We start from the raw sequence: 25,838 nt of genomic DNA on the forward strand, positions 1-25,838 counted from the left end.
CTAATATTCACTGACATAAGGCGCTTGAGCTACGCGCTCAATACGATTGCGCAAGGTCGGTGCAAGCAGTTTGTAATAGTATGTGGTGGCATGGAAGTCACCGCGCTCGTCGCTGACAAAATGAGGGATTTGACCTGCGACTTTAAAGCCCAAATTCTGATATAGGATTTCCGCGTCAGAATCCGATTGTGTATCTAGGATGAGTAGGGATATCTGTTGCCGTGTAGACTCCTGCTCAATGGCTTGCATCAGTTTTGTTGCCACGCCTTTTCGTCGGCTGTTTGGATGAACTAATAGCTTTTCAACTTCTGCCCGGTGTTGAGCGTTATCTTTTGTTGCTGGAGTGAGTTGCACACAACCCGCCATTACTCCACTAAGTTCAGCAATAATAAGCGTCTTTTGCGACTTGATCACAGCATCGAATACCTGCCACCAATAGTTTTGTACTGCTCTGCTCGAGGAAGATGGCAAAAAACCAATAGAGGCGCCTAGATTAATACAGGCTTGAGTCAGCGCGCTGAGCTGTTTTACCCAAAGCTGACAATCTAAGCGATTGTATTTTAAGCTAGGCGCCTGAATGATGCGAAGCTGTATATCGGTACTAGACAAATTGTTCATGTAGTTCCTTGTTTATCCGTGCCAGACTTTGTTCAAGCCTTACCTTTTCATGCATTAACTTCTGCCATCGAGTTTGCTGTTTCTCTTTGGAATATCGTAGAGCTTTGTAAAGTGATCGCTGCGGCACATGATAGGCTTTTGCGGCTTGTGAAGGAGTGAGCATATCGTTCATTACTGCGTGTACTGCTGTGTCTAGTTTGCCAAGTGTCATTGTGCTTTCTCCTTAACATCTACTGAGCTTGTGGCTGTATCGTGTACAGGCCAGATACTCACATCCAAATGCCAAAGTAAGTACATCGTTTGATATAAAGTGTACATAATTACGCTCCTTTCTTTCGTCGTGTCATTCGATAAGAAAAAACTGTGCCAACAATTAAAATTACTTAATATCAACAGGATGTGATTCTTGTTGGGCAGTAAATACGTTCACATTGCACTGCTTTAGTGAGGTGAGTGCAGTATTTGCACCGAATTGAACAGAATTAGCACGAGCGTGCTTAAAAGTTAACTTGGATCAAATTAAAGTAAATAAAGTAAATAAAGTGTTTATTTTTAATATTTAAAGAGTAGGCTTTGTGCAACTTTATTGAAGGAGCATTTTTTTCATGTCTGAATTATCCAGAACCCAAGATATTACAGACCCTGAGGGGTTACAGTTCCAAATTCAAATCGACGAGGTTGCGGTTAATGCCTGTGATGGTGAAACCGTATTGTCTGTCTTACTTGCGGCGAATTACAAGCAAATCATGGAAAGCGACCGAGAGGCCGTATCTGGTGCTTATTGTGGTATGGGCGTTTGTCATTGTTGTCAGGTAACGATAAACAAACAACATAAACAAAAGGCTTGCCAAACCTTAGTACAACCCAACATGCAGGTTGAAACCAAACAAAATCGCTTCAAGCAGGTTGGAGTATAGTGTGATGTCGAGTTGTCAAAAAGAAAAAATCGTTATTGTTGGTGCAGGACCCGCAGGCGTTAGCTGTGCAGCTGAGCTGGCTAAATATGGCATTACTAGCACCTTAGTTGATGAAGCACCAAAAATTGGTGGGGTGATCTATCGCGGGCCACTTCGACACGCGAGTAAGCTTCCTCATTTAGATGAAAATCTTAAACGTGCGATGGCTGCGCTAAAGGTACGCTACGAACATCACAAACAAGACATAACACTACAACTACAAACCAAAGTGCTTGGGCCTGAGGGCGAAAGCGGTCTGCTGTTGCAAACACAAAATCAGTTAACACAAATAGATTACACCAAGTTGGTTCTGGCAACTGGTTGTCATGAGCGCAGCGTGCCATTTGAAGGATGGCAGTTACCTGGTGTGATGTTAATGGGCGGGATGCAACTTCAGCTTAAAAGTGGGTTAGTTCGCCCAGGAAAAAAAGTGGCTTTAGTCGGAACTGGCCCCTTATTACCACTGGTTGCTTGCCAGTTACATAAATCTGGTGCTCAAGTGGTTGGCGTATATGAAGCGAGTCGCTTTAGTGAACTGGCGAAAGAGACAGTGGCGCTGCTTAATAAACCTAAGCTGACGCTTTCGGGATTGAGTATGTTGGCGTATCTCAAAAAGCATAATATTCCGTTTAAATATGGTTATGGCATCGTGAAGGCAGAAGGCCAAGATAAACTCTCCAGCGTTACCGTAGCACCTTACGATGAGCACTGGCATGCGGACTTGTCAAAAGCACAGCATTTAGCTGTGGATAGTCTTGGAGTTGGCTACGGTTTTGTTGCCCGCACACAGCTTGCCATGCTGCTCGGGGTTTCTCATCAGTACACCACCACGAATGGTTATGTTCCTTTATTAGATGACAATTTACGCAGTAGCTTAAATTCAATTTTTGTCTGTGGTGATACCAATGGTTTGCTAGGTGCAGAAGCGGCTATCATTGAAGGGAAAATGGCCGCAACCATGCTTGCCTATGAGCAAGCCTGTTTAAGCGAATCAGCCTTCCACACGCGGATGCGCAAGCTCAAGACTAAACGTAAGCAAGCACAGAAGTTTAGAGCTGGATTTGACCGCTTCTCGGCGCGCCGAGAGGGGCTGCTTGCGTTAACACAGCCAGATACCGTGGTGTGTCGCTGCGAACAAGTAAAGCGCCAGCAACTCGATTTAGCATTGCAACAAGGTGCAAAAGATCTATCTAGCGTGAAAATGAGAACCCGTATTGGCATGGGAGACTGCCAAGGGAAAATGTGTTCTAGCTATGCGTTAGATAGACTGCACGCGGCAGGGCACTTAGATACGCTCGGTGTGATAAGGCCAAGATTCCCACTTGACCCAATTCCATTTACTTTACTGGAGAAAAACCATGAAGCAGTATGATGTCATTATCGCAGGGGCGGTGTAATTGGTGCTGCCTGTGCCTATTTTTTAAGCCGCGATACTAACCTAAAAATCGCGTTAGTGGATTTAAAAAAGCCAGGTAACGCGTCTCGTGCATCTGCGGGTGGATTATGGGCAATTGGTGAGTCGGTCGGACTTGGCTGTGGTGTGATCTTCTTCAAAACTCTGTCTAAGCTCCAAAGTGAAGGAGATACCGAAGCTGCACAAACATTGCGGCCACATCAATTACCCGAATGCTTTTTTGAACTTGCGCTCAAGTCAAACGAATTATATCCAGCACTGCATGAAGAAATGCTGACCAGACACGATGTTGACTTTAAGTTTGAACGTACCGGTCTTAAATTCATTATGTACAATCGCGACGATGAAATATATGCAGATAGCATAGTGTCTGGGATCCCCAATTTGTCTTCGCAGATCAGGTGGTTAGACCAGCAGCAATTACGTGCAGAGGAGCCTTACATCACCCCAGATGCGATTGGTGCGATAGATTTTATTTGCGACCATCAGGTAAACCCATACCGATTAGTTGATGCGTACACAGAGGGGGCGCGCCAAAATGGTGTTGAGTTATTTTTGAATACCGAAGTGCTAGAAGTATTGCGTGAAGGCAATAAGGTGATAGGCGTGAGGACGCAAGATCAAAGCCTGCATTGCGAGACCTTAATTAATGCCGCTGGTGCCTGGGCGGATGATATTTACTATCAGGCAACAGGTAAACACATGCCAGTTTACCCGGTTAAAGGCCAGATAGTGTTGTCTGAGCGTATGCCTAAAGTATTAAATGGTTGTATCAGTACCAGTGATTGCTACATTGCACAAAAGGACAACGGCGAGATTTTAATTGGCTCATCAACGGAGGAAAAAGGCTTCGATACCACCAACAGTCTAGATAAAATCACCGAGCTGTCGCAAGGTGCTATGAAGTGTTTGCCGGTGCTAAAAGAGTCGAGTATTAAACGTTGTTGGGCAGGACTTAGACCTGGTACACCGGATGAGCTGCCAATTTTGGGCCCCGTTGATGGAGTGGAAGGTTATATTAATGCGTGTGGACACTTTAGGACGGGGATTTTAATGTCGGCCATTACTGGCACGCTTATTACTGAACTCATGACAGGCAAACCTACCTCTGTTGATTTAGCTCCGTTTCGCGTTGAACGGTTCGAATAAGCGTTTGATTCTGTTGTCTTAATGGGATATATCTAGTTGCTGATGAATATTCCATTAAGACAGGATAAACGGTGCGATTACGCAAGCCTAAAAAACTAAACCGGGGTGATACCCTTGCGATTGTATCACCTAGCTGGGGTGGCCCAAGTACATTTCCTCACATCTTTGAGCAAGGGTTAGCAAACCTGCGTTCGCTTGGTTTTAATATTGTTGAAATGCCGTCCGCTCGAACGGCTGCAGACGTGCTTTTTTCACAGCCACAATTACGTGCAAAAGATATTAATAATGCCTTTGCCGATCCGAATATCGCCGGGATAATTTCTTCTATTGGTGGTTCAGACTCCGCGCGGATCCTGCCTTATTTAGATAAATCCGTTATCTTGAATAACCCTAAGTTTATGATGGGTTATTCTGACTTTTCGACGCTCACTACATTGCTGAACCAATGGGGATTAGTCACCTTTAACGGCCCATCGGTCATGGCCGGTTTCTCCCAGTATCACAACGCTAGTGCTGAGTATCAAGCCTATTTAGCGCAGGCGCTGCTAGGTGAAGTCCATTATCCAATATTCAAAGCTTATTCTCATGGATATCCGGAGTGGGCAATACCAGAAAACGTCGGTAAGCTGCATCCCGCTATTGCGACAAATGGTCCAAAAGTATTGCAAGGTACTGGGCAAGTGGAAGGGCGGCTATTTGGCGGCTGTTTTGAAGTGATGGAGATGCTAAAAGGCACTGAATACTGGCCATCGCCGTCATTTTGGCAAGACAAATTGCTATTTTTAGAAACCTCTGAGGACAAACCCAGTCAAGACTATATTCGCTTTTGGTTACGTAACTATGGCGTAATGGGCGTGTTTGAGAAACTATCCGGCTTAATGATTGGCCGCGCGCGGGATTATAGCGAGTGCGAGATGGCTGCGCTTGATGAGGTGATTTTATCAGTTGTACGTGATGAGTTTGGCTGTGACAGTTTACCCGTAATAACTCGGCTTGACTTTGGCCATACCGATCCACAGTGGGTTTTGCCGCTAGGAATACAGCACCGCTTGGATCTGGATAACTTCAGTCTAGATGCGGTAGAGCCTGTGTTTGATTCGTTGTAGTGGTGTGGTGAGGGAGACATACTGTGCTGCAAAGTTTTTTTGGTGATTGCAGGCAAATTTGCTGCTTTGAGAGAAAAACTAGAACTCGTAGTCAAAACTAATCCCCCTTAACCACACCAGAAGAGCATAACTTCTCGGCGGGTGAACCGCCTCCCACAACACTATTTAGACTGTGAGCTAGGAGGCTACGCTGATAGCTTTTGCAATGCTTTAAAGCAGCTTAATCGTAAAAATCGTAGAAGATCTCACAAGCAACTTATTCCCCCTCCATCACACCCGAAAAGTTTAAGTCGATATGCGATGTGCCGACAGGATGTCGGCTAAGTCTTGTCTGGCATAGGGATGTGCCTTACAAGACGGTTGCACTATATCGGCTCAGGGTTTGAGGATTAAGTGTGATGCTGGGGCGACGTTTTCTTGGTTCGCTCGATCGTGTCGTTTAAAAAGAATGAACGAGAAGCGCATGGATGCGCTTTGATATTAAACATGGAGGTGTATTTTACTAATAGCTGATAGCTCGAAATTTATCGTAAAGTCAGTTTGTCCTCCTGACTGGTTTCGACGCCCATCCATGGGCTACGACATACTTTTCTTTGATGCCCAAAGAAAAGTATGCAAAAGAAAGGGCACTCCCAACATCACACTGACTCCTCAAGCAAATTGCCAATATGAACGTCACCGCCGTGTAAGGGCCATCCTTGGCCCTGTCACCGCTTTTCACGCATCCATGCGTTGAAATGACTCATTGGTAATTTACTTTCGGGTGTGATGAGGGAGGAAAACGGTGCTGATAGTTTTGTTTGGTGCTTGCAGGCAAATTTGCTGCTTTGAGAGAAAAACTAGAACTCGCAGTCAAAACTAATCCCCCTCTATCACACCCGAAAAGCATAAGCTGATATGCAATGCGCCGACAGGATGTCGGCCAAGTCTTGTCTGGCATAGGGACGTGCCTTACAAGGCGGTTGCACTATATCGGCTTAGGATTTAAGGATTGAGTGTGATGTCGGGGCGACGTTTTCTTGGTTCGTTCTTTTTCGTCGTTTAAAAAGAATGAATGAGAAGCGCATGGATGCGCTTTGATATTAGCCAAGGAGGGTATGCTTGATTATGGCTGCCTTTTAAAATCAAGTAGTTAACCTGCTTAATTGCTCAGGCTAGCGGCCTCTGTACGCGCAAAAAATATAATTGCTTATTAAGCCAAATTTAGGTGTAATGAATACATAATAAGCGCTGAGCAATGCAGGGAAAGCTTACATAACACTAGCTAAACTGATTACACTAGCTTGGAAAGTGAGAGCCTCCAAAAAGCCTATTAACATTAAGGTTCTAAAGTCTGTACCTGAACAAGTCTTTGATAAAGCTGCAATCAAAGCTCTTTCCAATTGGAAATATGCCCCTAAAGTAGAGAATGGCGTTGCCGTTATTCAAAAAGATCTTAAGGTACAATTAGACTTTACATTAGGTTAAATGTATAGCTAACAAGCATGAAAAACAACTCACACCCATCACCATTAACATCCAAGCTGAAAAAGTGAAGTAAACACTTAATGCGATGTTTCCATTGCTCGCTATTGGGCACATACACGACCGTTAGGTTAACTTAGTTTTATCAGCCAAATCTAACAGAACAAGTTAAGGTTCACTCACATTAGCTCTTGCTCAAATTAGCATAAAAAAACCAGCGTACTGACGCTGGTTTTGGGTTACTTTTTCTTTTTAACCTTGGCGGCTTTCTTTTTCGCCTTGATTTTCACCGGATCTTTTTTCTTCTTCGGTGCTTTTGCTTCTTTATGTTTAGGTTCAAGGCCTTTAATTACACGGCGCTTCAGCTTTTGGTCGGTGTAACGCTCAACCTTACCTAAAACTTCAACATCATGGGCTTCAACCAAAGAAACCGCGGTGCCTTTTTTACCAGCGCGGCCTGTACGACCGATGCGGTGTACATAAATATCTGCGGTGCGTGGCATATCAAAGTTAAATACGTGGCTGATATCCGCAACGTCGATACCACGGGCTGCAACATCTGTTGCCACTAAGATATTCGTCTTACCACTGTGAAAGCTTGCCATCGCAGCCATACGTTTGTCTTGTGGCATTTCACCACGTAGCCAAGTGGTTTTAATGCCTTTAGCAAATAGCTCACCAACGAGGGTTTCTAGGCGTTCACGTGTTTTTACGAAGATGAGCGCTTTGGTTACTTCTTCGTCATCAAGCAGCTGTGCGAGCAAATTGACTTTGTGCTCGTAGTTATCTGCAAGGTGAACCCACTGATGAATTTTACCTTTTTCTTTACGTGATGGGGTGGCTTCAAGTAGTGCTGGGTCTTGTAATATACGCTCAGCAAACCTCTCGACGCTTTCGCCCTCAAGGGTTGCAGAGAACAAAAAGCATTGACGACGGTTAACCGCTTCAGAGCAAATACGTAGCATTTCTTTTCGAAAGCCCATGTCTAGCATGCGGTCGGCTTCATCTAAGATCAGTAGCTCAACATTTTCTGCGTGGAAGTTCTCGGTTTCAAGATATTCCATCAAACGACCTGGGGTTGCGATAAGGATATCATTGTTCTTTTCGAAGATTTCTTTGTGACTGCCGTAATTAATACCGCCAGTTACCACGCCTATTTTAAGGTTAACACCTGCGGCAAGGAGTTCACATTGCTCGTGTATTTGATAGGCAAGTTCACGCGTTGGCGTCATGATAAGTACGCGGGCAAAGCCTGGCTCTTTGCGAGGGAAATCAAGCAAATACTGAATCGCAGGGATCAAGAATGCAGCGGTTTTACCCGTACCGGTTGGTGCGCTGGCGAGAATATCTCGGCCAATTAGCGCTTCAGGAATAGCCATCTGTTGAATGCTGGTGGGAGTATCGAAACCCATTTTTTTAATCGCACTAATCAGCTTGCTGTCTAAATCAAATTCAGTAAATTGCATATTGCATCACAAATAAAGGACAATAGCGGAATTATACGTTGCTATTGCATTTTCTCAAAGGTATAGGATGTCTCAGTTTGCATTTAAACAGTTTTCGGTCACCCAGCATCATGCGGCAATGAAGGTTTCGACGGATGGTATTTTGCTTGGCGCATGGGTTTCACTCGCTGAGTCCAACCGGATTGTTGATGTCGGAACGGGAACCGGGCTTATCGCATTGATGTGTAAACAGCGAAGTCCAACAAGCAAAGTCCATGCGGTTGAGCTTGATGAAGATGCGTTAAAGGATGCAGAATTTAATATCGAGCACAGCCCGTGGCCTGATATTGAGCTACATCGCTGTGCAATACAAGAGTTTGATACCGAGCTGCGCTTTGACCTCATGGTATCAAACCCACCTTATTTCAATGCTAGCTTGAAAGGAGAAAATCAAGCGAGAAATAGAGCGAGGCATACAGACAGCTTAAGTTTTGATGCGTTGCTTGATGCCTTCGAAAAGTTTACGACGGACGCTGGGCAACTTGCGGTAATTTTACCTTATAAAGAGAGCTTGCTTTTTTGTCAGCTTGCCAAGGCGCGAAATTGGTTTCTTGTTTCAAGCTGCGCAGTCAAAGCCACCCCAAGTAAATCTTACTCTCGCAGATTGCTCCAGATCGCCAAGCAAAATGTGCCACAATCAAGCCAAGAGCAATCACTGGTGATATACGATGTAGATAGGCAATATACGAATGATTTTATTTCTTTATGTCGTGAGTTTTACCTGAAAATGTGATGGGTATTTTTTTACACGTATCGCGATTTATCTTCTACACTTCAGCTGAGAAATAGTAAGAGTCATCGTATCAAAAGTACTGTCTGATTTATGTGTACTTGACTGGTTTAAATCGCTTGTGTAGGTGTTCATGAAAAAAGCAGATATCCCAAATAACGAAGAAAATCGTCTCAAAGCGCTGCGAGAATACAAGGTATTAGATACTGCAGCAGAAGCAAACCTCGATGAAATTACGCAGCTGGTGTCGGAGATTTGTGAAACGCCAATAGCTCTTATTAGCTTGATAGACACAAATCGCCAGTGGTTTAAATCCAAGGTGGGGCTCGATGTAGATGAAACCCATCGAGATATTTCCTTTTGTTCTCACGCTATTTTGCAAGAAGAGGTCTTTGAGGTGCAAGACGCCTTAGAAGATGAGCGTTTTTTTGACAATCCACTGGTTACTGGTGGCCCGAAAATCCGCCATTATTCTGGTGCACCTCTGATTAGCTCTGGTGGTTATAAGGTAGGCACCATTTGTGCTATCAGTGATCAGCCTAAAAAGCTCACCGATTTGCAAAGAAAAACACTCGTGACCTTGGGTCGTCAGGTGATTCGACAATTTGAACTGCGCAGAGAAGTGAACGTACTCAAGCTACTCAATGATTCCAAAGACAATTTCTTATCTGATATCAGCCATGAGCTACACACCCAGTTAAACGCAGTGATTGGTTTTAATGATGTGGTACTTAACTCGCAAGAGGCTGCCGGGTTTTCTGAAGCTACGGTAAGTTACTTACAAAATATTGAAGCGGGAGGCAGCAAGCTACTTTCCGTAATTGATTCCGTTTTAGAGCTGGAATTAATCGAAGGAGATAAGGTGCAGTTTGAACCAACGCCTTGTTCTTTACCTGAGATACTCAAACAATCGACCGCCAAATTGGCCACAGAGGCCAAGCAACGCAATGTAAAGATATCTTCTGTGATTACAGGCGCACACCAAGGCCAAGTTTTATATCTAGACAAAAATAAACTGGCTAGAGTGCTTGATACTTTATTAGATATTGCAGTAAAGAGCAGTGAGTATGGTCAGGAAGTTATGCTGCGCGCGTTTGTGATCGGCAGTGAGATTCAATTTATCATTAAAGACAGAGGTCGAGGACTTTCAGCTACAGAGCAAACCAATTTGTTTGACCGTTTTAGTATGTTTGAGGAACGCAGTAACTTTGGTGCGGGCTTAAGTTTGTGCGTGACTAAATCACTGATAGAAATAATGGATGGGCGGATCAGTGTATCGAGTCAAGAAGCTGAAGGAACTGAAGTTGTATTTATCATTCCATGTAAAAGTGATAGCGAGGCAAAAGTTACTCCTCCACCTAAGACTGAGCACATTGCAATTTTCTATCATCACATTGGCGTAATTGAAGATAATCCGCTTAATCAATTATTGATCACAGCAATACTTGATAAGCTCAATTGTAGCTATGATATTTTTGAGTCAGCAGAAGATTATTTTGAGGCTGCAAAAGAAACGCACTTCGATATGATTTTTATGGATGTTAATTTGCCGGGGATGAATGGCACAGAGGCGGCGCAGTTAATTAAACAGGAAAACGCGAGGTTGCCTATACTCGCGATCACTGCAGATATCTTTTTGACCCAAGCACAAAATGAGGTTTTTGATAATGTGATCCATAAACCCTACAAGCTGTCGCAAATTGAGGCCGCATTGAGTCAATTTTACAGTTAACAACAAGACTGAACGTTAACACTTTGGGTTAGTGCTAACGCCTACTGCGCTAAACATCTAATTCGGCGTATTCCGTCATGATTTGCTCTATCCAAGTTGCGATACGCTCGTCGCTTTTGTCGTATTGACTGTCCTCATCTAGTGCTAGGCCAACAAACTGATTTTTATCTTCGGTAAGTGCTTTTGACGCTTCAAATTCATAGTCGTCTGAATTTGGCCAGTAACCTAAAAAAGTGACGCCTTGAGGGGCAATTTTTTCATGTAGCATACCTAGTGCATCTTGAAACCATTCACCATAACCTTGTTGGTCACCCATGCCGAATAGCGCTATCACTTTGTTGCTCAAATCAACGCTGTCGATATCGTCCCAGTGAGACTCCCAGTCTTCCTGAAGTTCGCCGAAGTCCCATGTTGAGATACCAAAAATGAGGAAGTCAAACTGCTCAGCTTGTTTTAGCGGCTCGTCCTTAATATTAAATAAGGTAATTGTGTCTTTGCCGATGATTTCCTGAATCTTTTCTGCGGCCATTTCTGTGTAACATGTTGTCGAGCCGTAAAATAACCCAATTTGCATTGTATTTATCACTTTCAATTTGACTGGTATTATAGGTGGCAAGTCTACATCATGACGTTAATAATTAATACAGGTACTCTGTGAGCGAACACCAAGCAACTTCCCATACACTGTCCGATCCGCAATATATAGAAGCCTTTTTAGATGCGCTATTTTTGGAGCAAGGGCTCAGTGAAAATACCATTGCAGCCTATCGCAGCGACCTTGAAAAATTTCTCTTATTCATAAAAGCAGAAACCTCTGTGTCTTCTTTATTGGCAATCACAAGTCAGGACGTTGAGGCTTATTTGGCACACAGAATAGACAAGGGCTTAAAAGCAAAGAGTAACGCGCGAGCCATCAGTGCATTAAAGCGATTTTATTTATATTGGCTGCGAGAAAAAGAAATAGTGCAGTCTCCACTGGATACTATTGCGCAACCTAAAACAACACTGTCGTTGCCAAAAACCTTGTCAGAGCAAGAAGTTGAGGCCTTGTTAAACGCTCCTGATTGTGACGACCCTATGGGGCTAAGAGATAAAGCAATGCTCGAGCTCTTGTATGCCACAGGGTTGCGCGTGACTGAACTGGTCGGGCTAAGAATGGAGCAAGTCAACATGAGGCAAGCTGTTGTACTTGTGCGTGGTAAGGGCGGCAAAGAACGCTTAGTGCCGATGGGTGAAGAAGCATTGCATTGGATTGAACAATTTCTCAAAAAAGGGCGGGGCTTAATGATCAAGCATGCTACCGATTTTGTCTTTCCATCCAAGCGCGGTATAGGTATGACGAGACAAACTTTTTGGCATCGGATAAAACACTATGCTATTTTGGCAGACGTAAAGTCGCCGTTATCGCCACATACGTTACGTCATGCTTTTGCAACACATTTATTGAATCATGGCGCTGACTTGCGAGTTGTGCAAATGATGCTTGGCCATAGCGACTTGTCGACGACTCAAATTTATACACATGTTGCCAGTGAACGTTTAAAAACATTGCACCAGCAGCATCACCCAAGAGCTTAATTTTTGTTGCTTGGGAATTATTTATGGTTACTCCGGTCTTAGTGAGTAACACAAAGGGGCGTGTGATCCCCTCAAATAACAGGTTTAGAGAGAACATAATGAAAAAACTAATAGTTGCCGCTTCACTGGCATTGAGCTTTGGCGCTTTCGCTGAGCAAGTTGAGGGTCCTGTCGCACCAACAGCACCAGTAGACCCAATTACGACGCAATTTAGCGGATTGGGTATAACGGTTAAGCAAATCAAAGATAGTCCGCTTGCTGGCTTAAAAACAGTGATCACAGATAAAGGGGTGCTGTATTCAAGTGCCGATGGTAAATATCTGATTCAGGGAACGATGATCGATCTTGATAACCGCCGTAATATCACCGAAGACGCGTTGAGTGATGTGCGCCAGAAAGGTATCGCGGAATACGAAGACTCAATGATCGTCTACAAAGCGGAAAATGAAAAACATCAAATCACGGTATTCACAGACATTACTTGTGGCTACTGCCGCAAACTTCACCGTGAATTAGAAGATTACTTAGCGGCAGGTATTACCGTGAAATACCTAGCTTTCCCACGTGGTGGTTTGCGTGGTTCAGGCTATGAAGATTTGAAAAACGTATGGTGTGCAAAAGATGCAGCGGCTGCACTTACTGAGGCGAAAGCTGGTGGTGAAGTGAAGCCAGTTGAAAACTGCCAAGCGCCAGTAGCCGAGCACTATCAACTTGGGCAAAGCTTTGGTATTTCAGGAACACCAGCGATCATTCTTGAAGATGGTTCTATGATCCCAGGTTATCAACCTGCAGCGGCTATCGCACAAATGCTAGACGCAAATAGCCCTAAGTCATAATGACTCACGCTTAGCGATGGAGTTCGCGTTGAGAACTCGATAAGATAGCAAGATAAAGAATATAAAAGGCCATTTTGGCCTTTTTTGTTTTGTGAAAAAGTATGCATACAGAAATTAAACCAAGAGAGCGGGTTGATGACAGCCATTTACCGGCTTCACTACATCCCGTGATCAAACAGCTTTATGCTGCCAGAGGGGTTAAATCGGTCGTTGAACTCGATAATAGCGCCGCAACCTTACACGATTTTAAATTATTTAAAGACATCGAGCTTGCAAGCCAAATTCTGGCTGAAGCACTTTCTTTGCAACAACAAGTGTTGATTGTTGGCGACTTTGACGCCGATGGCGCAACGAGCACCGCCGTATTAATGGAGGGGTTGCCTCAGTTTGGTTTTCAGCATGTGGATTACCTCGTGCCGGATAGATTTAGCTTGGGGTACGGCCTAAGCCCTGCATTGGCCGAGCAAATCGTCGCCATAAAACCTGATTTGGTTATCACCGTAGATAATGGTATTTCCTGTATTCGCGGCGTTGAAATCGTGAAGCAAGCGGGTATTAAAGTGATTGTTACCGATCACCATTTACAAGGCGATGAGTTACCGATTGCCGATGCGATTGTTAATCCAAACCGCGTTGACTGCGACTTCCCGTCTAAGTCTATCGCGGGCGTTGGGGTTGCCTTTTACCTACTGATAGCATTAAGGCATTACTTACGGGCGCAAAACTATTTTGTGGAGCGAAATATCGCGATGCCAAATTTGGCGGCATTATTAGATATTGTTGCCCTAGGAACCGTGGCTGACGTTGTGGCTTTGGATGCGAATAACCGCACGTTGGTATATCAAGGGCTTGCACGGATCCGCAGTGGTCAAACGCGACCAGGGATCCAAGCGCTTATTGAAGTTTCTAACCGTAATAATGCAAGATTAAGTGCCAGTGATTTTGGCTTTGCGTTAGCGCCAAGACTCAATGCCGCGGGCCGTCTTGACGATATGAGTTTAGGTATTGCTTGCTTGTTATCAAAAGATCTAAATCAAGCTCGCCGTATTGCTTCCGAGCTCGATAGTCTAAATATCGAACGCCGCGAGATTGAGCAGAGTATGCAGCAAGAGGCGCAAGCGGTATTGGAGCGCTTGGTACTTAAAAGCCAAGAAGTACCAGACGCCTTGTGTTTGTATCAAGATGATTGGCATCAAGGTGTGATAGGTATTCTGGCGGGACGCTTAAAAGAAAAATACCATCGTCCGTGTATTATTTTTGCACAGGGTGACAATGGTGAGATCAAGGGCTCGTGCCGCTCCATTGAAGGGCTACACATGCGAGATCTATTGGAATCCATAAATACTCAGCATCCAGAGCTAATTGTAAAGTTCGGTGGTCATGCGATGGCAGCAGGACTGACCATTCTAGAGTCTGAATTTGCGCTATTTAAACAGGCATTTGAACAAAATGTCAGTGCGACGCTGAGCGAAGAAGCAAAGCAAAGCATTCTGTTGACGGACGGTGAACTACCGGGTGATTGCTTTACCATGGATTTTGCTTTTGAGTTACAGCAGGCGGGCCCGTGGGGGCAGCAATTTAGTGAGCCAGTCTTTCAGGATGTATTTGAATTAGTGCAGCAACGTATTGTTGGTGACAAACATCTAAAACTTGTACTGAAGCACCGCTCAGGCCGTTTGGTTGATGCGATAGCATTTAACGTTGATGTTCGAGCGTGGCCAAACCTCCAGGCAACCCATGCATTATTTGCTTACCAACTAGATATCAATGAGTTCCGCGGTAAGTATAACTTGCAGCTCATCGTGCGTGAACTTCAAGCGCAATCGAATTAACAGAGATGTCGGCACTGAGTTTGGTAAAAAACTCCCAAAATTCTCACTTAAAAGGATGCTAAGCGCGGTTATTATTTGATACTATTGGTCGCTTAAATCTATGGTCTGGCCCGTTGTCAGGCCTGTTTGTGAATTCACAAACCGACAAATTTAGTTCTGGAGTAATGGTAAATGTTTGAAGTGAATCCTGTGATTAACCAAATCAAGGAAATTCGCGAACGTACAGAGCTTCTTAGGGGGTATCTTTGACTACGCTCTAAAGCAAGAGCGTTTAGAAGAAGTTAATGCCGAATTAGAAGATCCTGCTGTATGGAATGAGCCGGAGAGAGCCCAAGCACTGGGCAAAGAAAAATCAAATTTAGAAGTGATTGTTGAAACCATCGACAATCTTGTGGCTGGTGCTGATGATGCTGAAGGTCTAGTTGAACTTGCCGTGGAAGCCGAAGATGAAGAAACATTCACTGAAGCAGAGCAAGAAGTCAACGGCCTGGTTGAGCAACTGGAAAAACTAGAGTTTCGTCGAATGTTCTCTGGTGAGCAGGATGCTAACGATGCCTACATCGACTTACAGTCAGGTTCTGGCGGCACTGAAGCTCAAGACTGGTGTAACATGTTGCTGCGCATGTACTTGCGCTGGGCTGAGGCGAAAGGCTTTAAAGCTGAAATCGTTGAAGCGACTGATGGTGATGTTGCTGGTATTAAGGGCGCGACAGTTAAAGTCACGGGTGAATATGCTTACGGTTGGCTTCGTACAGAAACGGGCGTACACCGCTTAGTACGTAAGAGTCCTTTTGATTCAGGCGGTCGTCGTCATACTTCGTTTGCTTCTGTATTCGTTTACCCAGAAATTGACGACAATATCGAAATCGATATTAATCCTGCAGATCTTCGTATCGATGTATATCGTGCATCGGGCGCGGGTGGTCAGCACGTTAACCGTACCGAATCTGCGGTACGTATTACACACTTACCGACCAACACGGTAGTGCAGTGTCAGAATGACCGTTCGCAGCACAAGAACAAAGATCAAGCGATGAAGCAGTTAAAGGCGAAATTGTTTGAACTAGAACTGCAAAAGCAAAACGCTGAAAAACAAGCCCAAGAAGATGCAAAATCTGACATCGGTTGGGGCAGCCAAATCCGCTCATACGTGCTAGATGATTCACGTATTAAAGATTTGCGTACAGGTATTGAAAATCGCAATACCCAAGCCGTATTAGACGGCGATTTAGACAAATTTATCGAAGCAAGCCTGAAATCAGGCCTTTAATCCACAAGCTAAACTAAGAGCTAAACAATGACAGATCACAATCAAGACGAAAATAAACTTATTGCTGAGCGTCGTGGCAAGCTAGATGCGATCCGGGAAAATTGCCCTGCAAATGGCCACCCGAACTCATTCCGCCGCGAAGACTACACACAAGATCTACAAGCTAAGTTTGGTGATAAATCGAAGGAAGAGCTAGTAGAGCTTGATCATCATGTTTCTGTTGCGGGTCGTTTGCTTGCGAAACGTGGTCCTTTCTTAGTGTTGCAAGACATGAAAGGTCGCATTCAGGCTTATGCTTCAAAAGATGTACAAAAAGATCTAAAAGAGAAGTATGGCCAGTTAGATATCGGCGATATCGTTGGTGTTAAAGGTCCGCTTCATAAATCAGGTAAAGGTGATCTATACGTAGACATGGTTGAGTATGAACTACTGACTAAGTCGCTACGTCCACTACCTGAAAAATTCCATGGTTTGACTGACCAAGAAGCGAAATATCGTCAGCGTTATGTTGATTTGATCACTAACATGGATACGCGCGAAACATTCCGTATTCGTTCAAAGGTGATTGAAGGTATTCGCCGTTTCTTAGCTGAGCGTGACTTTATGGAAGTGGAAACGCCGATGCTACAGGTTATTCCTGGCGGTGCGTCTGCACGTCCATTCGTAACGCATCACAATGCACTAGATATTGATATGTATCTACGTATCGCGCCTGAGCTATACCTTAAGCGTCTAGTGGTTGGTGGTTTTGAGCGTGTATTCGAAATCAACCGTAACTTCCGTAACGAAGGTTTATCAACGCGTCATAATCCAGAATTCACTATGATTGAGTTCTATCAAGCATACGCGGATTACAATGATTTGATGAACTTAACTGAAGACATGTTACGTACCGTGGCACAAGATGTGTTAGGCACCACTACAGTTATTAATACTGTGAAGAATGCTGAAGGCGAAGTGACAGAGACGATTGAGTATGACTTTGGTAGTGCGTTCCAGCGTTTGTCTATGGCTGATGCTATTTTACAATATGGCCCAGATGCCGAAGCACAAGCTGAAATCTTCAAAGACCCAGAAAACCACTTTGAAGCACTAAAAGCATACGCTAAGAAAGTTCACGTTAAAATCCCTGAAAACTGCGTATGGGGCCCAGGTAAGTTCCTATGTGAAATCTTTGAAGAAGTCGCTGAGCACAGACTTATCCAACCGACGTTCATCACTGAATATCCTTGGGAAGTGTCTCCGCTGGCGCGTCGTAACGATGAAAACCCATTTATCACAGACCGCTTCGAGTTCTTCGTGGGTGGCCGTGAGCTTGCAAATGGTTTCTCTGAGCTTAATGATGCTGAAGATCAAGCTGCGCGCTTTACTCGCCAAGTGGAAGAAAAAGATGCAGGTGACGATGAAGCAATGCACTACGATGCGGATTATATCCGTGCGCTAGAGCATGGTTTACCACCAACAGCAGGTGAGGGGATTGGTATTGATCGCCTAGTGATGTTGTTCACGGACTCACCGACTATTAAAGACGTTATTTTGTTCCCACACATGCGTCCTGAAGTACAAGCTGAACAGTAAGTATTTTCACGTAATTTGAAAATACATCTAGAAAAGCGCCTTATGGCGCTTTTCTGTTATTTGCGTAAGATAAATCTCACAGTATTTTTAAATACTTATTCTTATTATGTAGTTATTGCTAATTTGTCTTGATAATCACGGTTGTTTCTCTTTTGAAACTAGATTATCCAAATTTCCTGGCTAATCTTTTTCAAGTTCTAATTTTGCGTGAAAAATAACGAATAGGGAATCCAAATAAAATGAGCAATAATGAGTTTGAAGATGTCGATGAGCACGAGCAAGCGAGAATTTTATATTATCGGGCTTGTATTGCTGAATTTCAGCAGCTTGGTTATCAAGAAGCATTTTTGGACGAAGTTTTGCGTCAACAACGCGCATTTAGAAATGCCTATAGCGATCCTAACCCTCTACAAAATGAGTAAAAATTGGTGTTAGTGCCGAGTAACTAAGCAGACTGCACAATCTATCACCATTCAGTGCTTTTTTACAAGAAAAGTATTTGACATATTTTTTCTAACCTATATTATACGCCCCACAAGACGGAGAGGTGGCCGAGTGGCCGAAGGCGCTCCCCTGCTAAGGGAGTATAGGGTTTGTAGCCCTATCGAGGGTTCGAATCCCTCCCTCTCCGCCATTTTTAATGGTTGTCTTGTACGGACGCATAGCTCAGCTGGATAGAGTACCTGGCTACGAACCAGGCGGTCGGAGGTTCGAATCCTCCTGCGTCCGCCACTTTTCTTTAAGTGGTTAAATATAAAAGTAGGAAACAGGAAGTCGAAGGTTCACCTTCACAAAATACGTCCTGCGTCCGCCACTTTTCTTTTTAGTGGTTAAAAATAAAGAAGTTGGAAAACTATACATTCATAACGGACGCATAGCTCAGCTGGATAGAGTACCTGGCTACGAACCAGGCGGTCGGAGGTTCGAATCCTCCTGCGTCCGCCACTTTTCTTTTAGTGGTTAAATAATAAAGGTAGGAAACAGGCGGTTGGAGGTTTACCTTCAAAAAATACGTCCTGCGTCCAGCACTTTTCTTTAAGTGATTAAATATAAAGAAGTTGGAAAACTATACATTCATAACGGACGCATAGCTCAGCTGGATAGAGTACCTGGCTACGAACCAGGCGGTCGGAGGTTCGAATCCTCCTGCGTCCGCCACTTCTCCTTAAGTGGTTAGATAATAAAGGTAGGAAACAGGAAGTCGGAGGTTCACCTTCACAAGATACGTCCTGCATCCGCCACTTCTTCTTAAGTGGTTAAATAATAAAGAAGTTGGAAAACTATACATTCATAACGGACGCATAGCTCAGCTGGATAGAGTACCTGGCTACGAACCAGGCGGTCGGAGGTTCGAATCCTCCTGCGTCCGCCACTTTTCCTCAAGTGGTAAAATAAAGAGATAAACAAGCCGACGAAAGTCGGTTTTTTTGTGCCTAAACATCTCGTGTAGGAGCAGGTTTACCCTGCGATCTGTTACGAAAGTTGAATATGACGACGGTCGGAAGTTCACTCTCCACAATATACGTCCTGCGTCCGACACTTTTCCTCAAGTGGTTAATAAATGAAGGTAAAAATAGGCGGGCGGAGGTTCACTATCCACAACACACGTCCTGCATCCACTACTTATCTCAAGTGGTAAAATAAAGAGATAAACAAGCCGACGGAAGTCGGTTTTTTTGTGCCTAAACATCTCATGTAGGAGCAGGTTTACCCTGCGAACTGTTACGAAAGTTGAATATGACGACGGTCGGAAGTTCACTCTCCACAATACACGTCCTGCATCTACTACTTATCCTTGAGTGGTAAAATAAAGAGATAAACAAGCCGACGAAAGTCGGTTTTTTTGTGCCTAAACATCTCATGTAGGAGCAGGTTTACCCTGCGGTCTGTTACGAAAGTTGAATATGACGACGGTCGGAAGTTCACTCTCCACAATACACGTCCTGCATCTACTACTTATCCATGAGAGGTAAAATAAAGAGATAAACAAGCCGACGAAAGTCGGTTTTTTTGTGCCTAAACATCTCGTGTAGGAGCAGGTTTACCCTGCGATCTGTTACGAAAGTTGAATATGACGACGGTCGGAAGTTCACTCTCCACAATACACGTCCTGCATCTACTACTTATCCTTGAGTGGTAAAATAAAGAGATAAACAAGCCGACGGAAGTCGGTTTTTTTGTGCCTAAACATCTCGTGTAGGAGCAGGTTTACCCTGCGATATGTTACGAAAGTTGAGTACGTCGACGCTCGGAGGCTCACGACTGCATGATTAAACCCCCGAAACACTTTTCATTTTTTCTCTGGCTGATACCCTAATCGCGTATTTATTTAGAGAAAGCGTTATATGTTTCAATCACTCAGAGTTTGTTTGCTGATTATTTTTTGTTGTGTTCCTTTAACTGTTGAGGCGCTTACCTTAGGTGCAGAGCGCACAGATGAATATTTACCTGTGCTAAAAGGCAAGCGCGTTGGATTAATCGTAAACCAAACATCTCGTGTTGAAGATCAACATCTAGTTGATTACTTATTTAATATGGGAGTGGATGTAAAAAAGGTCTTTGCACCGGAACATGGCTTTCGTGGTAATCATGATGCGGGTGCTAAAGTTGATGACGCACAAGATGTGAAAACTGGGCTACCAATCATTTCGCTTTATGGCAGTAACAAAAAGCCAAAATCTGAACAGCTTAAAGATATTGATGTGCTTATTTTTGATATTCAAGATGTAGGGTTACGCTTTTATACTTACATCAGCACGATGCACCTTGCGATGGAAGCCGCAGCCGAAGCAAAAATTGAATTTTGGGTTTTTGATAGGCCAAATCCAAATATTGCATATGTTGATGGCCCTTTGTTAGAAAAGTCGTTTCACTCTTTTGTTGGTATGCATCCCATTCCCGTATTGCATGGTATGACCGTTGGCGAACTGGCAGCAATGATTAAAGGAGAAGGTTGGTTAACTTCGGAGAAAGCGCTACAGCTACGTATATTTCCAATGAGAAATTATAGTGGTAACACTCAATATAGACTGCCGATACCACCAAGCCCTAACCTGCCAAACCAACAAGCAATCTACTTGTATCCATCACTCTGCTTTTTTGAAGCGACCCCTATTTCTGTCGGTCGTGGAACGGACTTTCCATTTCAAGTTTTTGGCTACCCAGATCCGAAATTGGGCGAGTTTCAGTTCACTCCTCGACCAGTGCTCGGTGCGGCTTCCAATCCTAAATTAAATGGTGTGACTGCGTTTGGTCAGGACTTAAGAAACAGTAATGTACGAGGTTTTGATCTAACTTGGTTTGTTGCGGCGTACGGACAATTCAAGCGCGAAAATAAAGTGTTTTTTCAGTCGCCTGATTTTCTCGATAAGCTTGCAGGCACGGATAAAATTCGTAAAGCCATTGAGTCTGGTCAATCGGCATCTGAGCTGAGACAACTGTGGCAGCAGGATGTACAAGATTTCTTAATGCAGCGAAAAAAGTATTTATTATACCCAAGATCGTAACGGGTTTTTGCTAGAGGTAAACGGCAGCACGAGTCTGCCGTTAGTGGCTTGAGTCTTACTCGCTACGCAATACTTGCATGTTTTCATTGGCCTTATCCACGCGTTTTTGCCAATGCAGGTTTGATTGTGCAAGTGCCGTGAATAAAACATCAATCAGGTAGGCTTGAGAAGTACGAGACAGCATGCCTGAATGCTTAAGTGGCTCCCCTTCGTTGATGCAATACAGTATTGCATCGGCCATTTCCGCGAGAGCGTGGCTACCATAACGTGAAATGGCAAGACATTTACAGCCGTTATCCAGTGCTTGATTAGTCAAGGTTAGCAAGCTCTTACTGGTTCCTGTATTGCTGATCACGATAAAGAGATCATCTTTCCCCATCGTTGCAATAAAGCTAGAGGCGCTTATTTCATCAACCTGAGCAATCGCGGGAATACCAAGTTTTTGGAGTTTCCAAGTTAAATCTTGGGCCATCGTGAAGGTACTACCAAGTGCACACACGATGACTTTTCGTGCGTTTTTCACCAACTGAATTGCGTTCTCAAACTGTTTTGCTGAGTTAAGTTTTCGAGTTTCGGAAATAACATTTTGCTGTTTTAGTTGTAATTTATCTGCGATTAACTCGATGGAGTCATTACTGGAAATTAACTCATCAATTGCTGCACTGGTATCTGTTTGCTCGTTGAGCGCATCAACAACGGCAAGTTTAAATGCTGGAAATCCTTTATAACCCAGCTTTTGGGCAAATTTTACGACGCTAGATTGGCTGACACCGGCTTCGCGTGCCAGCTCAACGGAGGAAAGCGCACGGATTTTATCGCCCGAGTTCAAGGTAAAGTCAGCAAGCTTTGCTTCACTATTCGATAGTGATGGGCGAAGTGCTTTTATTTTGACAAATGTAGACATACGATACTCAATCCGAACTAAATTATTCTGTCCATATTATAGGTTCAATTGGAACGTTACGATAGACCAAAAAGGAATATCATTGCACAAAACACACTCATTGTACCAGTATTGGGGTTAAATGTTGACTTAAATTTAATTTAGTCGCAAAGACTTGGTGTTTTAAACCGCTTAACTTAAGCTAAGTGTTTTGAATTTATAGATTAAACTATATGGCTTGGTACTCGATTTTGCCACCTTTGATTGCAATTGCAGTCGTGTTTTGGCGTAAAGAAGTGATTATCGCTTTGATTTTAGCGCTAGTTTCTTCCGAATTTTTATTGGCTTTATATGGTCAGCAGTCGCTAGTTGCCGGCACATTCGTAGGCAGTATTGAACGTGTTATTGAGGTTGCAACATCGGCAGGTAACAGCCGGATCTTGATTTTTAGCATAGTGATAGGTGCATTGCTCGCCTACATCCGAGAGTCCGGTGGGGTTGCAGCGACGGTGAATGTGCTGCTTAATCGAGGCGTCGCTAAGAGTAAACGTCAGGTTGGCTTGCTGACGATGTTTACTGGCACGGCGGTGTTCATCGAGTCAAATATGAGTGTACTAACCTCTGGTATTGTTGCGAGGGGACTATTTGATAAGTTTAAAATGAGCCGTGCTCGTTTGGCTTATATTATCGATAGTACCAGCGCACCTGTATGCATTTTGATCCTACTTAATGGCTGGGGAGCTTATGTGCTTGGGCTGCTGAGTAACTACGAACTTGAGCAGTCTGCAGTGAGTATTTTATGGGGTAGTGTCGCGTTTAATTTTTATGCGATTATTGCGCTGTTAATTGTTTTCTATACGATTGTGTTTGATAAAGTTCATGGACCGATGAAGGCCGCAGAGCAAGAGTTAAAACACCACACGGCTGAAATAAGTAGTGGGCCGAGCGCCACCAAGTCGCGTTATATGCTGCTCCCTTTATTAACGCTGATTGTAAGTATGATTGGGTTTATGTTTTGGACAGGCGATGGTGTATTGGCAAATGGTAGCGGCTCTAAATCAGTACTTTATGCCACAATCTTAGCTTCAATGGTTGCGTACCTACTGCTTTTGACTGGTAAGAGGTTTAGTCATCACGAATTGATGGATGTTGGCTTTAAGGGGATGGGGGAGCTACTGCCATTGGTTAGCATTGTGTTACTCTCCTTGACTTTAGGTGCAAGTCTAAAAGAGCTCGGAACAGGGACTTTTGTTGCGTCTTTAGTTGGTGACTATTTGCCTATTTACTTGATAGTGCCAGTACTCTTTATTACTGGTGCCATCATGTCATTTACAACGGGTACATCATGGGGCACCTTTGCCATATTAATACCGATTGGTGTGCCACTTATTCAAGCGCTAGGCTTGCCGCCAGCGCTTGTGCTTGGTGCTATCTTAAGTGGCGGAATATTTGGCGATCATTGCTCACCGATCTCAGATACCAGCGCGGTATCGGCACTGGCATCAGGATGTGATTTACTGACTCATGTCAAAACCCAATTGCCTTACGCATTGGTGGGAGGCGCATTAGCAATTATCTGCTTCTTTATCGCCAGTCTTATCATGATTTAAGAGTTAGAGCCTTCTTAGGGGCAAGCCAAAACTTGGTTTTGTCCCATACTTTCAATTGCAATAATTTGCCCTTTGTTGGCGGTCGACAGTGCAAGCATAACTGGCGTATTAAAATTGATAACACTGGTTTTTGGCTGTGGCATTACATTAAGTAGGCTCTGTTTTAACTCGATAAGAGTATGAGTATTACACTCTTCAATTAACCAAGCATCATCGTTAATCGCCACTAGTCGACCATAACGCTGTTCTTGAACTTGTTGCTTTGCTGCCTCAAATCTAGCGTCCAGCACTTTTTTCTGCTCATCTATACGGGCGAGATACTGGCCTTGCTGTAGCTCATGTGTTTCGATATGTTGAAAATCTCCGTAGCCTACGAAATGTGCATTTGAGTTATATTCTTTATTAATATCAAGATATTGATTCTGATACCAAAAGGTGAAAAGTAAAGCGAGTGAACAAGTAACTGCACTCCACTGCCAAGTTTCTACACGACCTAAATAATGATGGGCAAAGTTAACCAGTCGCACCTTAACTCGAGTAGCTAGGGTTAGCGGCTTGGCTTGCTTATTTGCTTGATAAGCAGTTCTCAGCTTGACATCAAACTCATCTGAATTACTCATTATTTTCACTCACTTGAGACTTAATTGTCTCTTTTGCATATCTAATTCGAGTTTTCACCGTCTCTTGGGCGGCCCCTACAATCTGTGCTATTTCAGCTAAGCTAAATCCTTCTAACTGTAAGCTTAATGCTTCTTTTTGTAAGAAGGGAAGCGTCGCTATTTGCTGATATAGCCATGATTGTTCAGAGACTTTAGTAAACTCATAGGTGCTTGTGGTACCCACTTTATTGTCCGTAAGCTCCGACAATTTATCCGATGCTCTGATTGAGTCGACCAATAAGTTACGCGCAATTTGAAACAGGTAAGCCTTGGGATGACCCTGCTGTCGATAAGCGCTGTTCTTTTCGATGACTTTTAGCCATGTTTTTTGGCATATATCTTCTGCTGACGCCGCCTGTGTTTGGGTTTTTAGGAAGTGAAATAAATCACTTTGATAGCGCTCAATGACTTGCTCTAGGTATTTTACTTTACCCGTTGTTGCATATTCATAAAGCGGATCTTCTACGTTGCTGGTGGTGCGAGCACACCACATTTTCAAGCTACTCAGCATAGGCAATCCTAAGTCTTAATGGGCCAACAGACCCTAATTCAATTTGCTAAATTAAGAGGTTTACTTCGTGACTCAGTCTCTCAAATTGATTACGTGTCAGTAGGTGTTACTGTTCCAATGTAAATTCTAATACAACGCGCTGAGCGTACTGCGGTTGTGGCTTTCCATCAACAATAAGTGGTCTGTATTTCCATTTCCTCAGTGCTCTTACAGCTGCCTGCTCAAATACTCGTTTAGGCTCCGCATTTGTCACTTTAACATCAATTACTTCGCCTTGTGGAGAAATGGCAAACTCCATTTCTACCCAACCTTCCACTCCCTCTCTCGCAGCCGCAGGCGGATAGCTAGGATTGCTTCTAACAAGTGGAGTCGCTTGCCCATCAGTGGAGAACTGCAACGTCATTGTATTAGTGAATTTACCTAAATCTACGCTAGGCGTCTCGCTACTAATTTGCAGATTGTTACCTGTTTCAACGATATCTTCAGTCGGTCTAACCGGAGCTATCATTGGTCTTGGTGGTTCAGGCATTACCCTTTTTTCTTCTACTGGAGAGTCCTCTCTATCCGTTGCAATAGTAAGATCAAATACTTCTACATCGACAATAGGGCGTGTTAATTCTTGTGAAACTAACTTTTGCATAAAGCCAAAGGTGGTAAAAGTAATAATAACTGCGCCAACGAGTGATAGTGCGAGTTTGGGAATTGCTGAATTAGGCTGTTGAAGAGTGGCTACTGTCGTCATGATTTTATCCCCGTTATGTTGTTTTCGTAAATAGAACGTTTGGGTAACTGAAACGGGGTGAAAGTTTTTAGATTTTTTTGATATGTATCTTGGTTTGGCTACAGGCCATGGATTACAATGCACGAAGAACAGAGTACATTATTTAATTTTTCGTGATCA

At 43.7% G+C, this 25,838-nt stretch carries 23 protein-coding genes and 5 tRNA genes; 20 read left to right on the top strand and 8 right to left on the bottom strand.

Features of this window, described 5'->3' with window-relative positions; all coding sequences use genetic code 11:
* Together B1L02_RS03825 and B1L02_RS03830 are read right to left on the bottom strand one after the other, a co-directional pair.
* The gene (locus B1L02_RS03825) at positions 1-618 is read right to left on the bottom strand and encodes a GNAT family N-acetyltransferase (protein WP_088529982.1); all 618 of its coding nucleotides are present in this window, start codon (positions 616-618) and stop codon (positions 1-3) included.
* Complete coding sequence (locus B1L02_RS03830; RefSeq protein ID WP_088529983.1) at positions 602-829, bottom strand: helix-turn-helix domain-containing protein; 228 nt, start codon at positions 827-829, stop codon at positions 602-604. The genes B1L02_RS03825 and B1L02_RS03830 overlap by 17 nt, the downstream gene beginning before the upstream one ends.
* Positions 830-1,223: 394 nt before the next feature.
* On the opposite strand from B1L02_RS03830, the gene B1L02_RS03835 reads away from it, so the two are divergent.
* The 5 genes from B1L02_RS03835 (at position 1,224) to B1L02_RS03855 (ending at position 6,710) form a co-directional block, all read left to right on the top strand.
* Positions 1,224-1,535 (top strand): 2Fe-2S iron-sulfur cluster-binding protein, encoded by a 312-nt coding sequence (locus tag B1L02_RS03835; RefSeq protein ID WP_088529984.1) that lies wholly within the window; start codon positions 1,224-1,226, stop codon positions 1,533-1,535.
* Between the two features lie 4 nt (positions 1,536-1,539).
* Positions 1,540-2,946, top strand: coding sequence for an NAD(P)/FAD-dependent oxidoreductase (locus tag B1L02_RS03840; protein ID WP_088532237.1), 1,407 nt, complete (start codon positions 1,540-1,542; stop codon positions 2,944-2,946).
* A 72-nt stretch (positions 2,947-3,018) separates the two neighbouring features.
* Positions 3,019-4,137 carry an NAD(P)/FAD-dependent oxidoreductase gene (locus B1L02_RS03845; protein WP_269466966.1) on the top strand — a complete coding sequence of 373 codons (1,119 nt, stop codon included), beginning with the start codon at positions 3,019-3,021 and terminating at the stop codon, positions 4,135-4,137.
* 71 nt (positions 4,138-4,208) lie between these two features.
* Entirely contained in the window at positions 4,209-5,243 is a 1,035-nt protein-coding gene (locus tag B1L02_RS03850) for a S66 family peptidase (protein ID WP_088529985.1), read from the top strand.
* 1,272 nt (positions 5,244-6,515) lie between these two features.
* Entirely contained in the window at positions 6,516-6,710 is a 195-nt protein-coding gene (locus tag B1L02_RS03855) for a TonB family protein (RefSeq protein ID WP_088529986.1), read from the top strand.
* Positions 6,711-6,946: 236 nt separating this feature from the next.
* On the opposite strand, the gene srmB is transcribed toward B1L02_RS03855, so the two are convergent.
* Positions 6,947-8,173: an ATP-dependent RNA helicase SrmB gene (gene srmB, locus B1L02_RS03860; RefSeq protein ID WP_088529987.1), complete on the bottom strand. Its 1,227-nt coding sequence runs from the start codon at positions 8,171-8,173 to the stop codon at positions 6,947-6,949.
* A gap of 67 nt (positions 8,174-8,240) precedes the next feature.
* Between srmB and B1L02_RS03865 the strand changes: the two genes are divergently transcribed.
* Together B1L02_RS03865 and B1L02_RS03870 are read left to right on the top strand one after the other, a co-directional pair.
* Positions 8,241-8,945 (top strand): tRNA1(Val) (adenine(37)-N6)-methyltransferase, encoded by a 705-nt coding sequence (locus tag B1L02_RS03865; RefSeq protein WP_088529988.1) that lies wholly within the window; start codon positions 8,241-8,243, stop codon positions 8,943-8,945.
* Positions 8,946-9,075: 130 nt separating this feature from the next.
* Entirely contained in the window at positions 9,076-10,674 is a 1,599-nt protein-coding gene (locus B1L02_RS03870; RefSeq protein WP_088529989.1) for a response regulator, read from the top strand.
* Positions 10,675-10,723: 49 nt separating this feature from the next.
* Here B1L02_RS03870 and fldB read toward each other — a convergent pair whose 3' ends face one another.
* Entirely contained in the window at positions 10,724-11,248 is a 525-nt protein-coding gene (gene fldB / locus B1L02_RS03875; RefSeq protein ID WP_088529990.1) for a flavodoxin FldB, read from the bottom strand.
* Between the two features lie 80 nt (positions 11,249-11,328).
* On the opposite strand from fldB, the gene xerD reads away from it, so the two are divergent.
* From xerD to B1L02_RS03935, 12 genes are all read left to right on the top strand, one after another.
* Positions 11,329-12,252 (top strand): site-specific tyrosine recombinase XerD, encoded by a 924-nt coding sequence (gene xerD / locus B1L02_RS03880; RefSeq protein WP_088529991.1) that lies wholly within the window; start codon positions 11,329-11,331, stop codon positions 12,250-12,252.
* Between the two features lie 98 nt (positions 12,253-12,350).
* Positions 12,351-13,088, top strand: a complete 738-nt coding sequence (dsbC, locus tag B1L02_RS03885; RefSeq protein ID WP_045990471.1) for a bifunctional protein-disulfide isomerase/oxidoreductase DsbC — start codon at positions 12,351-12,353, stop codon at positions 13,086-13,088.
* Between the two features lie 101 nt (positions 13,089-13,189).
* The gene (gene recJ, locus B1L02_RS03890; RefSeq protein ID WP_088529992.1) at positions 13,190-14,920 is read left to right on the top strand and encodes a single-stranded-DNA-specific exonuclease RecJ; all 1,731 of its coding nucleotides are present in this window, start codon (positions 13,190-13,192) and stop codon (positions 14,918-14,920) included.
* A 171-nt stretch (positions 14,921-15,091) separates the two neighbouring features.
* Positions 15,092-16,190 (top strand): peptide chain release factor 2 gene (prfB, locus tag B1L02_RS03895; RefSeq protein ID WP_100053028.1). Its coding sequence is split into 2 segments (ribosomal slippage): positions 15,092-15,166 and positions 15,168-16,190, totalling 1,098 coding nucleotides; the frame shifts between segments, so codons are not numbered across the junction.
* Positions 16,191-16,217: 27 nt separating this feature from the next.
* Positions 16,218-17,768 (top strand): lysine--tRNA ligase, encoded by a 1,551-nt coding sequence (gene lysS / locus B1L02_RS03900; RefSeq protein WP_088529993.1) that lies wholly within the window; start codon positions 16,218-16,220, stop codon positions 17,766-17,768.
* A gap of 239 nt (positions 17,769-18,007) precedes the next feature.
* Positions 18,008-18,190 carry a hypothetical protein gene (locus B1L02_RS03905; protein WP_088529994.1) on the top strand — a complete coding sequence of 61 codons (183 nt, stop codon included), beginning with the start codon at positions 18,008-18,010 and terminating at the stop codon, positions 18,188-18,190.
* A 119-nt stretch (positions 18,191-18,309) separates the two neighbouring features.
* Positions 18,310-18,402: transfer RNA gene (locus B1L02_RS03910), tRNA-Ser, on the top strand.
* A gap of 21 nt (positions 18,403-18,423) precedes the next feature.
* A tRNA-Arg gene (locus B1L02_RS03915) sits at positions 18,424-18,500 on the top strand.
* 136 nt (positions 18,501-18,636) lie between these two features.
* Positions 18,637-18,713 (top strand) — tRNA-Arg (locus B1L02_RS03920).
* Positions 18,714-18,849: 136 nt separating this feature from the next.
* Positions 18,850-18,926: transfer RNA gene (locus B1L02_RS03925), tRNA-Arg, on the top strand.
* Between the two features lie 137 nt (positions 18,927-19,063).
* Positions 19,064-19,140: transfer RNA gene (locus B1L02_RS03930), tRNA-Arg, on the top strand.
* Between the two features lie 973 nt (positions 19,141-20,113).
* Positions 20,114-21,274 carry an exo-beta-N-acetylmuramidase NamZ domain-containing protein gene (locus B1L02_RS03935; protein WP_088529995.1) on the top strand — a complete coding sequence of 387 codons (1,161 nt, stop codon included), beginning with the start codon at positions 20,114-20,116 and terminating at the stop codon, positions 21,272-21,274.
* 55 nt (positions 21,275-21,329) lie between these two features.
* Here B1L02_RS03935 and B1L02_RS03940 read toward each other — a convergent pair whose 3' ends face one another.
* Positions 21,330-22,178: a MurR/RpiR family transcriptional regulator gene (locus B1L02_RS03940; RefSeq protein WP_088529996.1), complete on the bottom strand. Its 849-nt coding sequence runs from the start codon at positions 22,176-22,178 to the stop codon at positions 21,330-21,332.
* A gap of 212 nt (positions 22,179-22,390) precedes the next feature.
* Here B1L02_RS03940 and B1L02_RS03945 point away from each other — a divergent pair, with 212 nt between their 5' ends.
* Complete coding sequence (locus B1L02_RS03945) at positions 22,391-23,767, top strand: Na+/H+ antiporter NhaC family protein (protein WP_088529997.1); 1,377 nt, start codon at positions 22,391-22,393, stop codon at positions 23,765-23,767.
* Between the two features lie 14 nt (positions 23,768-23,781).
* Here B1L02_RS03945 and B1L02_RS03950 read toward each other — a convergent pair whose 3' ends face one another.
* The 3 genes from B1L02_RS03950 to B1L02_RS03960 all read right to left on the bottom strand — a co-directional run bounded on the left by B1L02_RS03950 (position 23,782) and on the right by B1L02_RS03960 (position 25,679).
* Positions 23,782-24,387, bottom strand: coding sequence for a hypothetical protein (locus B1L02_RS03950; protein WP_088529998.1), 606 nt, complete (start codon positions 24,385-24,387; stop codon positions 23,782-23,784).
* Complete coding sequence (locus B1L02_RS03955) at positions 24,380-24,937, bottom strand: sigma-70 family RNA polymerase sigma factor (protein WP_088529999.1); 558 nt, start codon at positions 24,935-24,937, stop codon at positions 24,380-24,382. The genes B1L02_RS03950 and B1L02_RS03955 overlap by 8 nt, the downstream gene beginning before the upstream one ends.
* A gap of 106 nt (positions 24,938-25,043) precedes the next feature.
* Entirely contained in the window at positions 25,044-25,679 is a 636-nt protein-coding gene (locus tag B1L02_RS03960) for an energy transducer TonB (RefSeq protein ID WP_088530000.1), read from the bottom strand.
* Positions 25,680-25,838 lie beyond the last annotated feature (159 nt).

Source organism: Pseudoalteromonas piscicida, assembly GCF_002208135.1.
GTDB classification, from domain to species: domain Bacteria; phylum Pseudomonadota; class Gammaproteobacteria; order Enterobacterales; family Alteromonadaceae; genus Pseudoalteromonas; species Pseudoalteromonas piscicida_A.

Coding starts and splice junctions, on each gene's coding strand:
- B1L02_RS03825 (WP_088529982.1), bottom strand. CDS start 618: ATGAACAATTTGTCTAGTACCGATATACAGCTTCGCATCATTCAGGCG.
- B1L02_RS03830 (WP_088529983.1), bottom strand. CDS start 829: ATGACACTTGGCAAACTAGACACAGCAGTACACGCAGTAATGAACGAT.
- B1L02_RS03835 (WP_088529984.1), top strand. CDS start 1,224: ATGTCTGAATTATCCAGAACCCAAGATATTACAGACCCTGAGGGGTTA.
- B1L02_RS03840 (WP_088532237.1), top strand. CDS start 1,540: ATGTCGAGTTGTCAAAAAGAAAAAATCGTTATTGTTGGTGCAGGACCC.
- srmB (WP_088529987.1), bottom strand. CDS start 8,173: ATGCAATTTACTGAATTTGATTTAGACAGCAAGCTGATTAGTGCGATT.
- B1L02_RS03865 (WP_088529988.1), top strand. CDS start 8,241: ATGTCTCAGTTTGCATTTAAACAGTTTTCGGTCACCCAGCATCATGCG.
- B1L02_RS03870 (WP_088529989.1), top strand. CDS start 9,076: ATGAAAAAAGCAGATATCCCAAATAACGAAGAAAATCGTCTCAAAGCG.
- fldB (WP_088529990.1), bottom strand. CDS start 11,248: ATGCAAATTGGGTTATTTTACGGCTCGACAACATGTTACACAGAAATG.
- dsbC (WP_045990471.1), top strand. CDS start 12,351: ATGAAAAAACTAATAGTTGCCGCTTCACTGGCATTGAGCTTTGGCGCT.
- recJ (WP_088529992.1), top strand. CDS start 13,190: ATGCATACAGAAATTAAACCAAGAGAGCGGGTTGATGACAGCCATTTA.
- lysS (WP_088529993.1), top strand. CDS start 16,218: ATGACAGATCACAATCAAGACGAAAATAAACTTATTGCTGAGCGTCGT.
- B1L02_RS03905 (WP_088529994.1), top strand. CDS start 18,008: ATGAGCAATAATGAGTTTGAAGATGTCGATGAGCACGAGCAAGCGAGA.
- B1L02_RS03935 (WP_088529995.1), top strand. CDS start 20,114: ATGTTTCAATCACTCAGAGTTTGTTTGCTGATTATTTTTTGTTGTGTT.
- B1L02_RS03940 (WP_088529996.1), bottom strand. CDS start 22,178: ATGTCTACATTTGTCAAAATAAAAGCACTTCGCCCATCACTATCGAAT.
- B1L02_RS03945 (WP_088529997.1), top strand. CDS start 22,391: ATGGCTTGGTACTCGATTTTGCCACCTTTGATTGCAATTGCAGTCGTG.
- B1L02_RS03950 (WP_088529998.1), bottom strand. CDS start 24,387: ATGAGTAATTCAGATGAGTTTGATGTCAAGCTGAGAACTGCTTATCAA.
- B1L02_RS03955 (WP_088529999.1), bottom strand. CDS start 24,937: ATGCTGAGTAGCTTGAAAATGTGGTGTGCTCGCACCACCAGCAACGTA.
- B1L02_RS03960 (WP_088530000.1), bottom strand. CDS start 25,679: ATGACGACAGTAGCCACTCTTCAACAGCCTAATTCAGCAATTCCCAAA.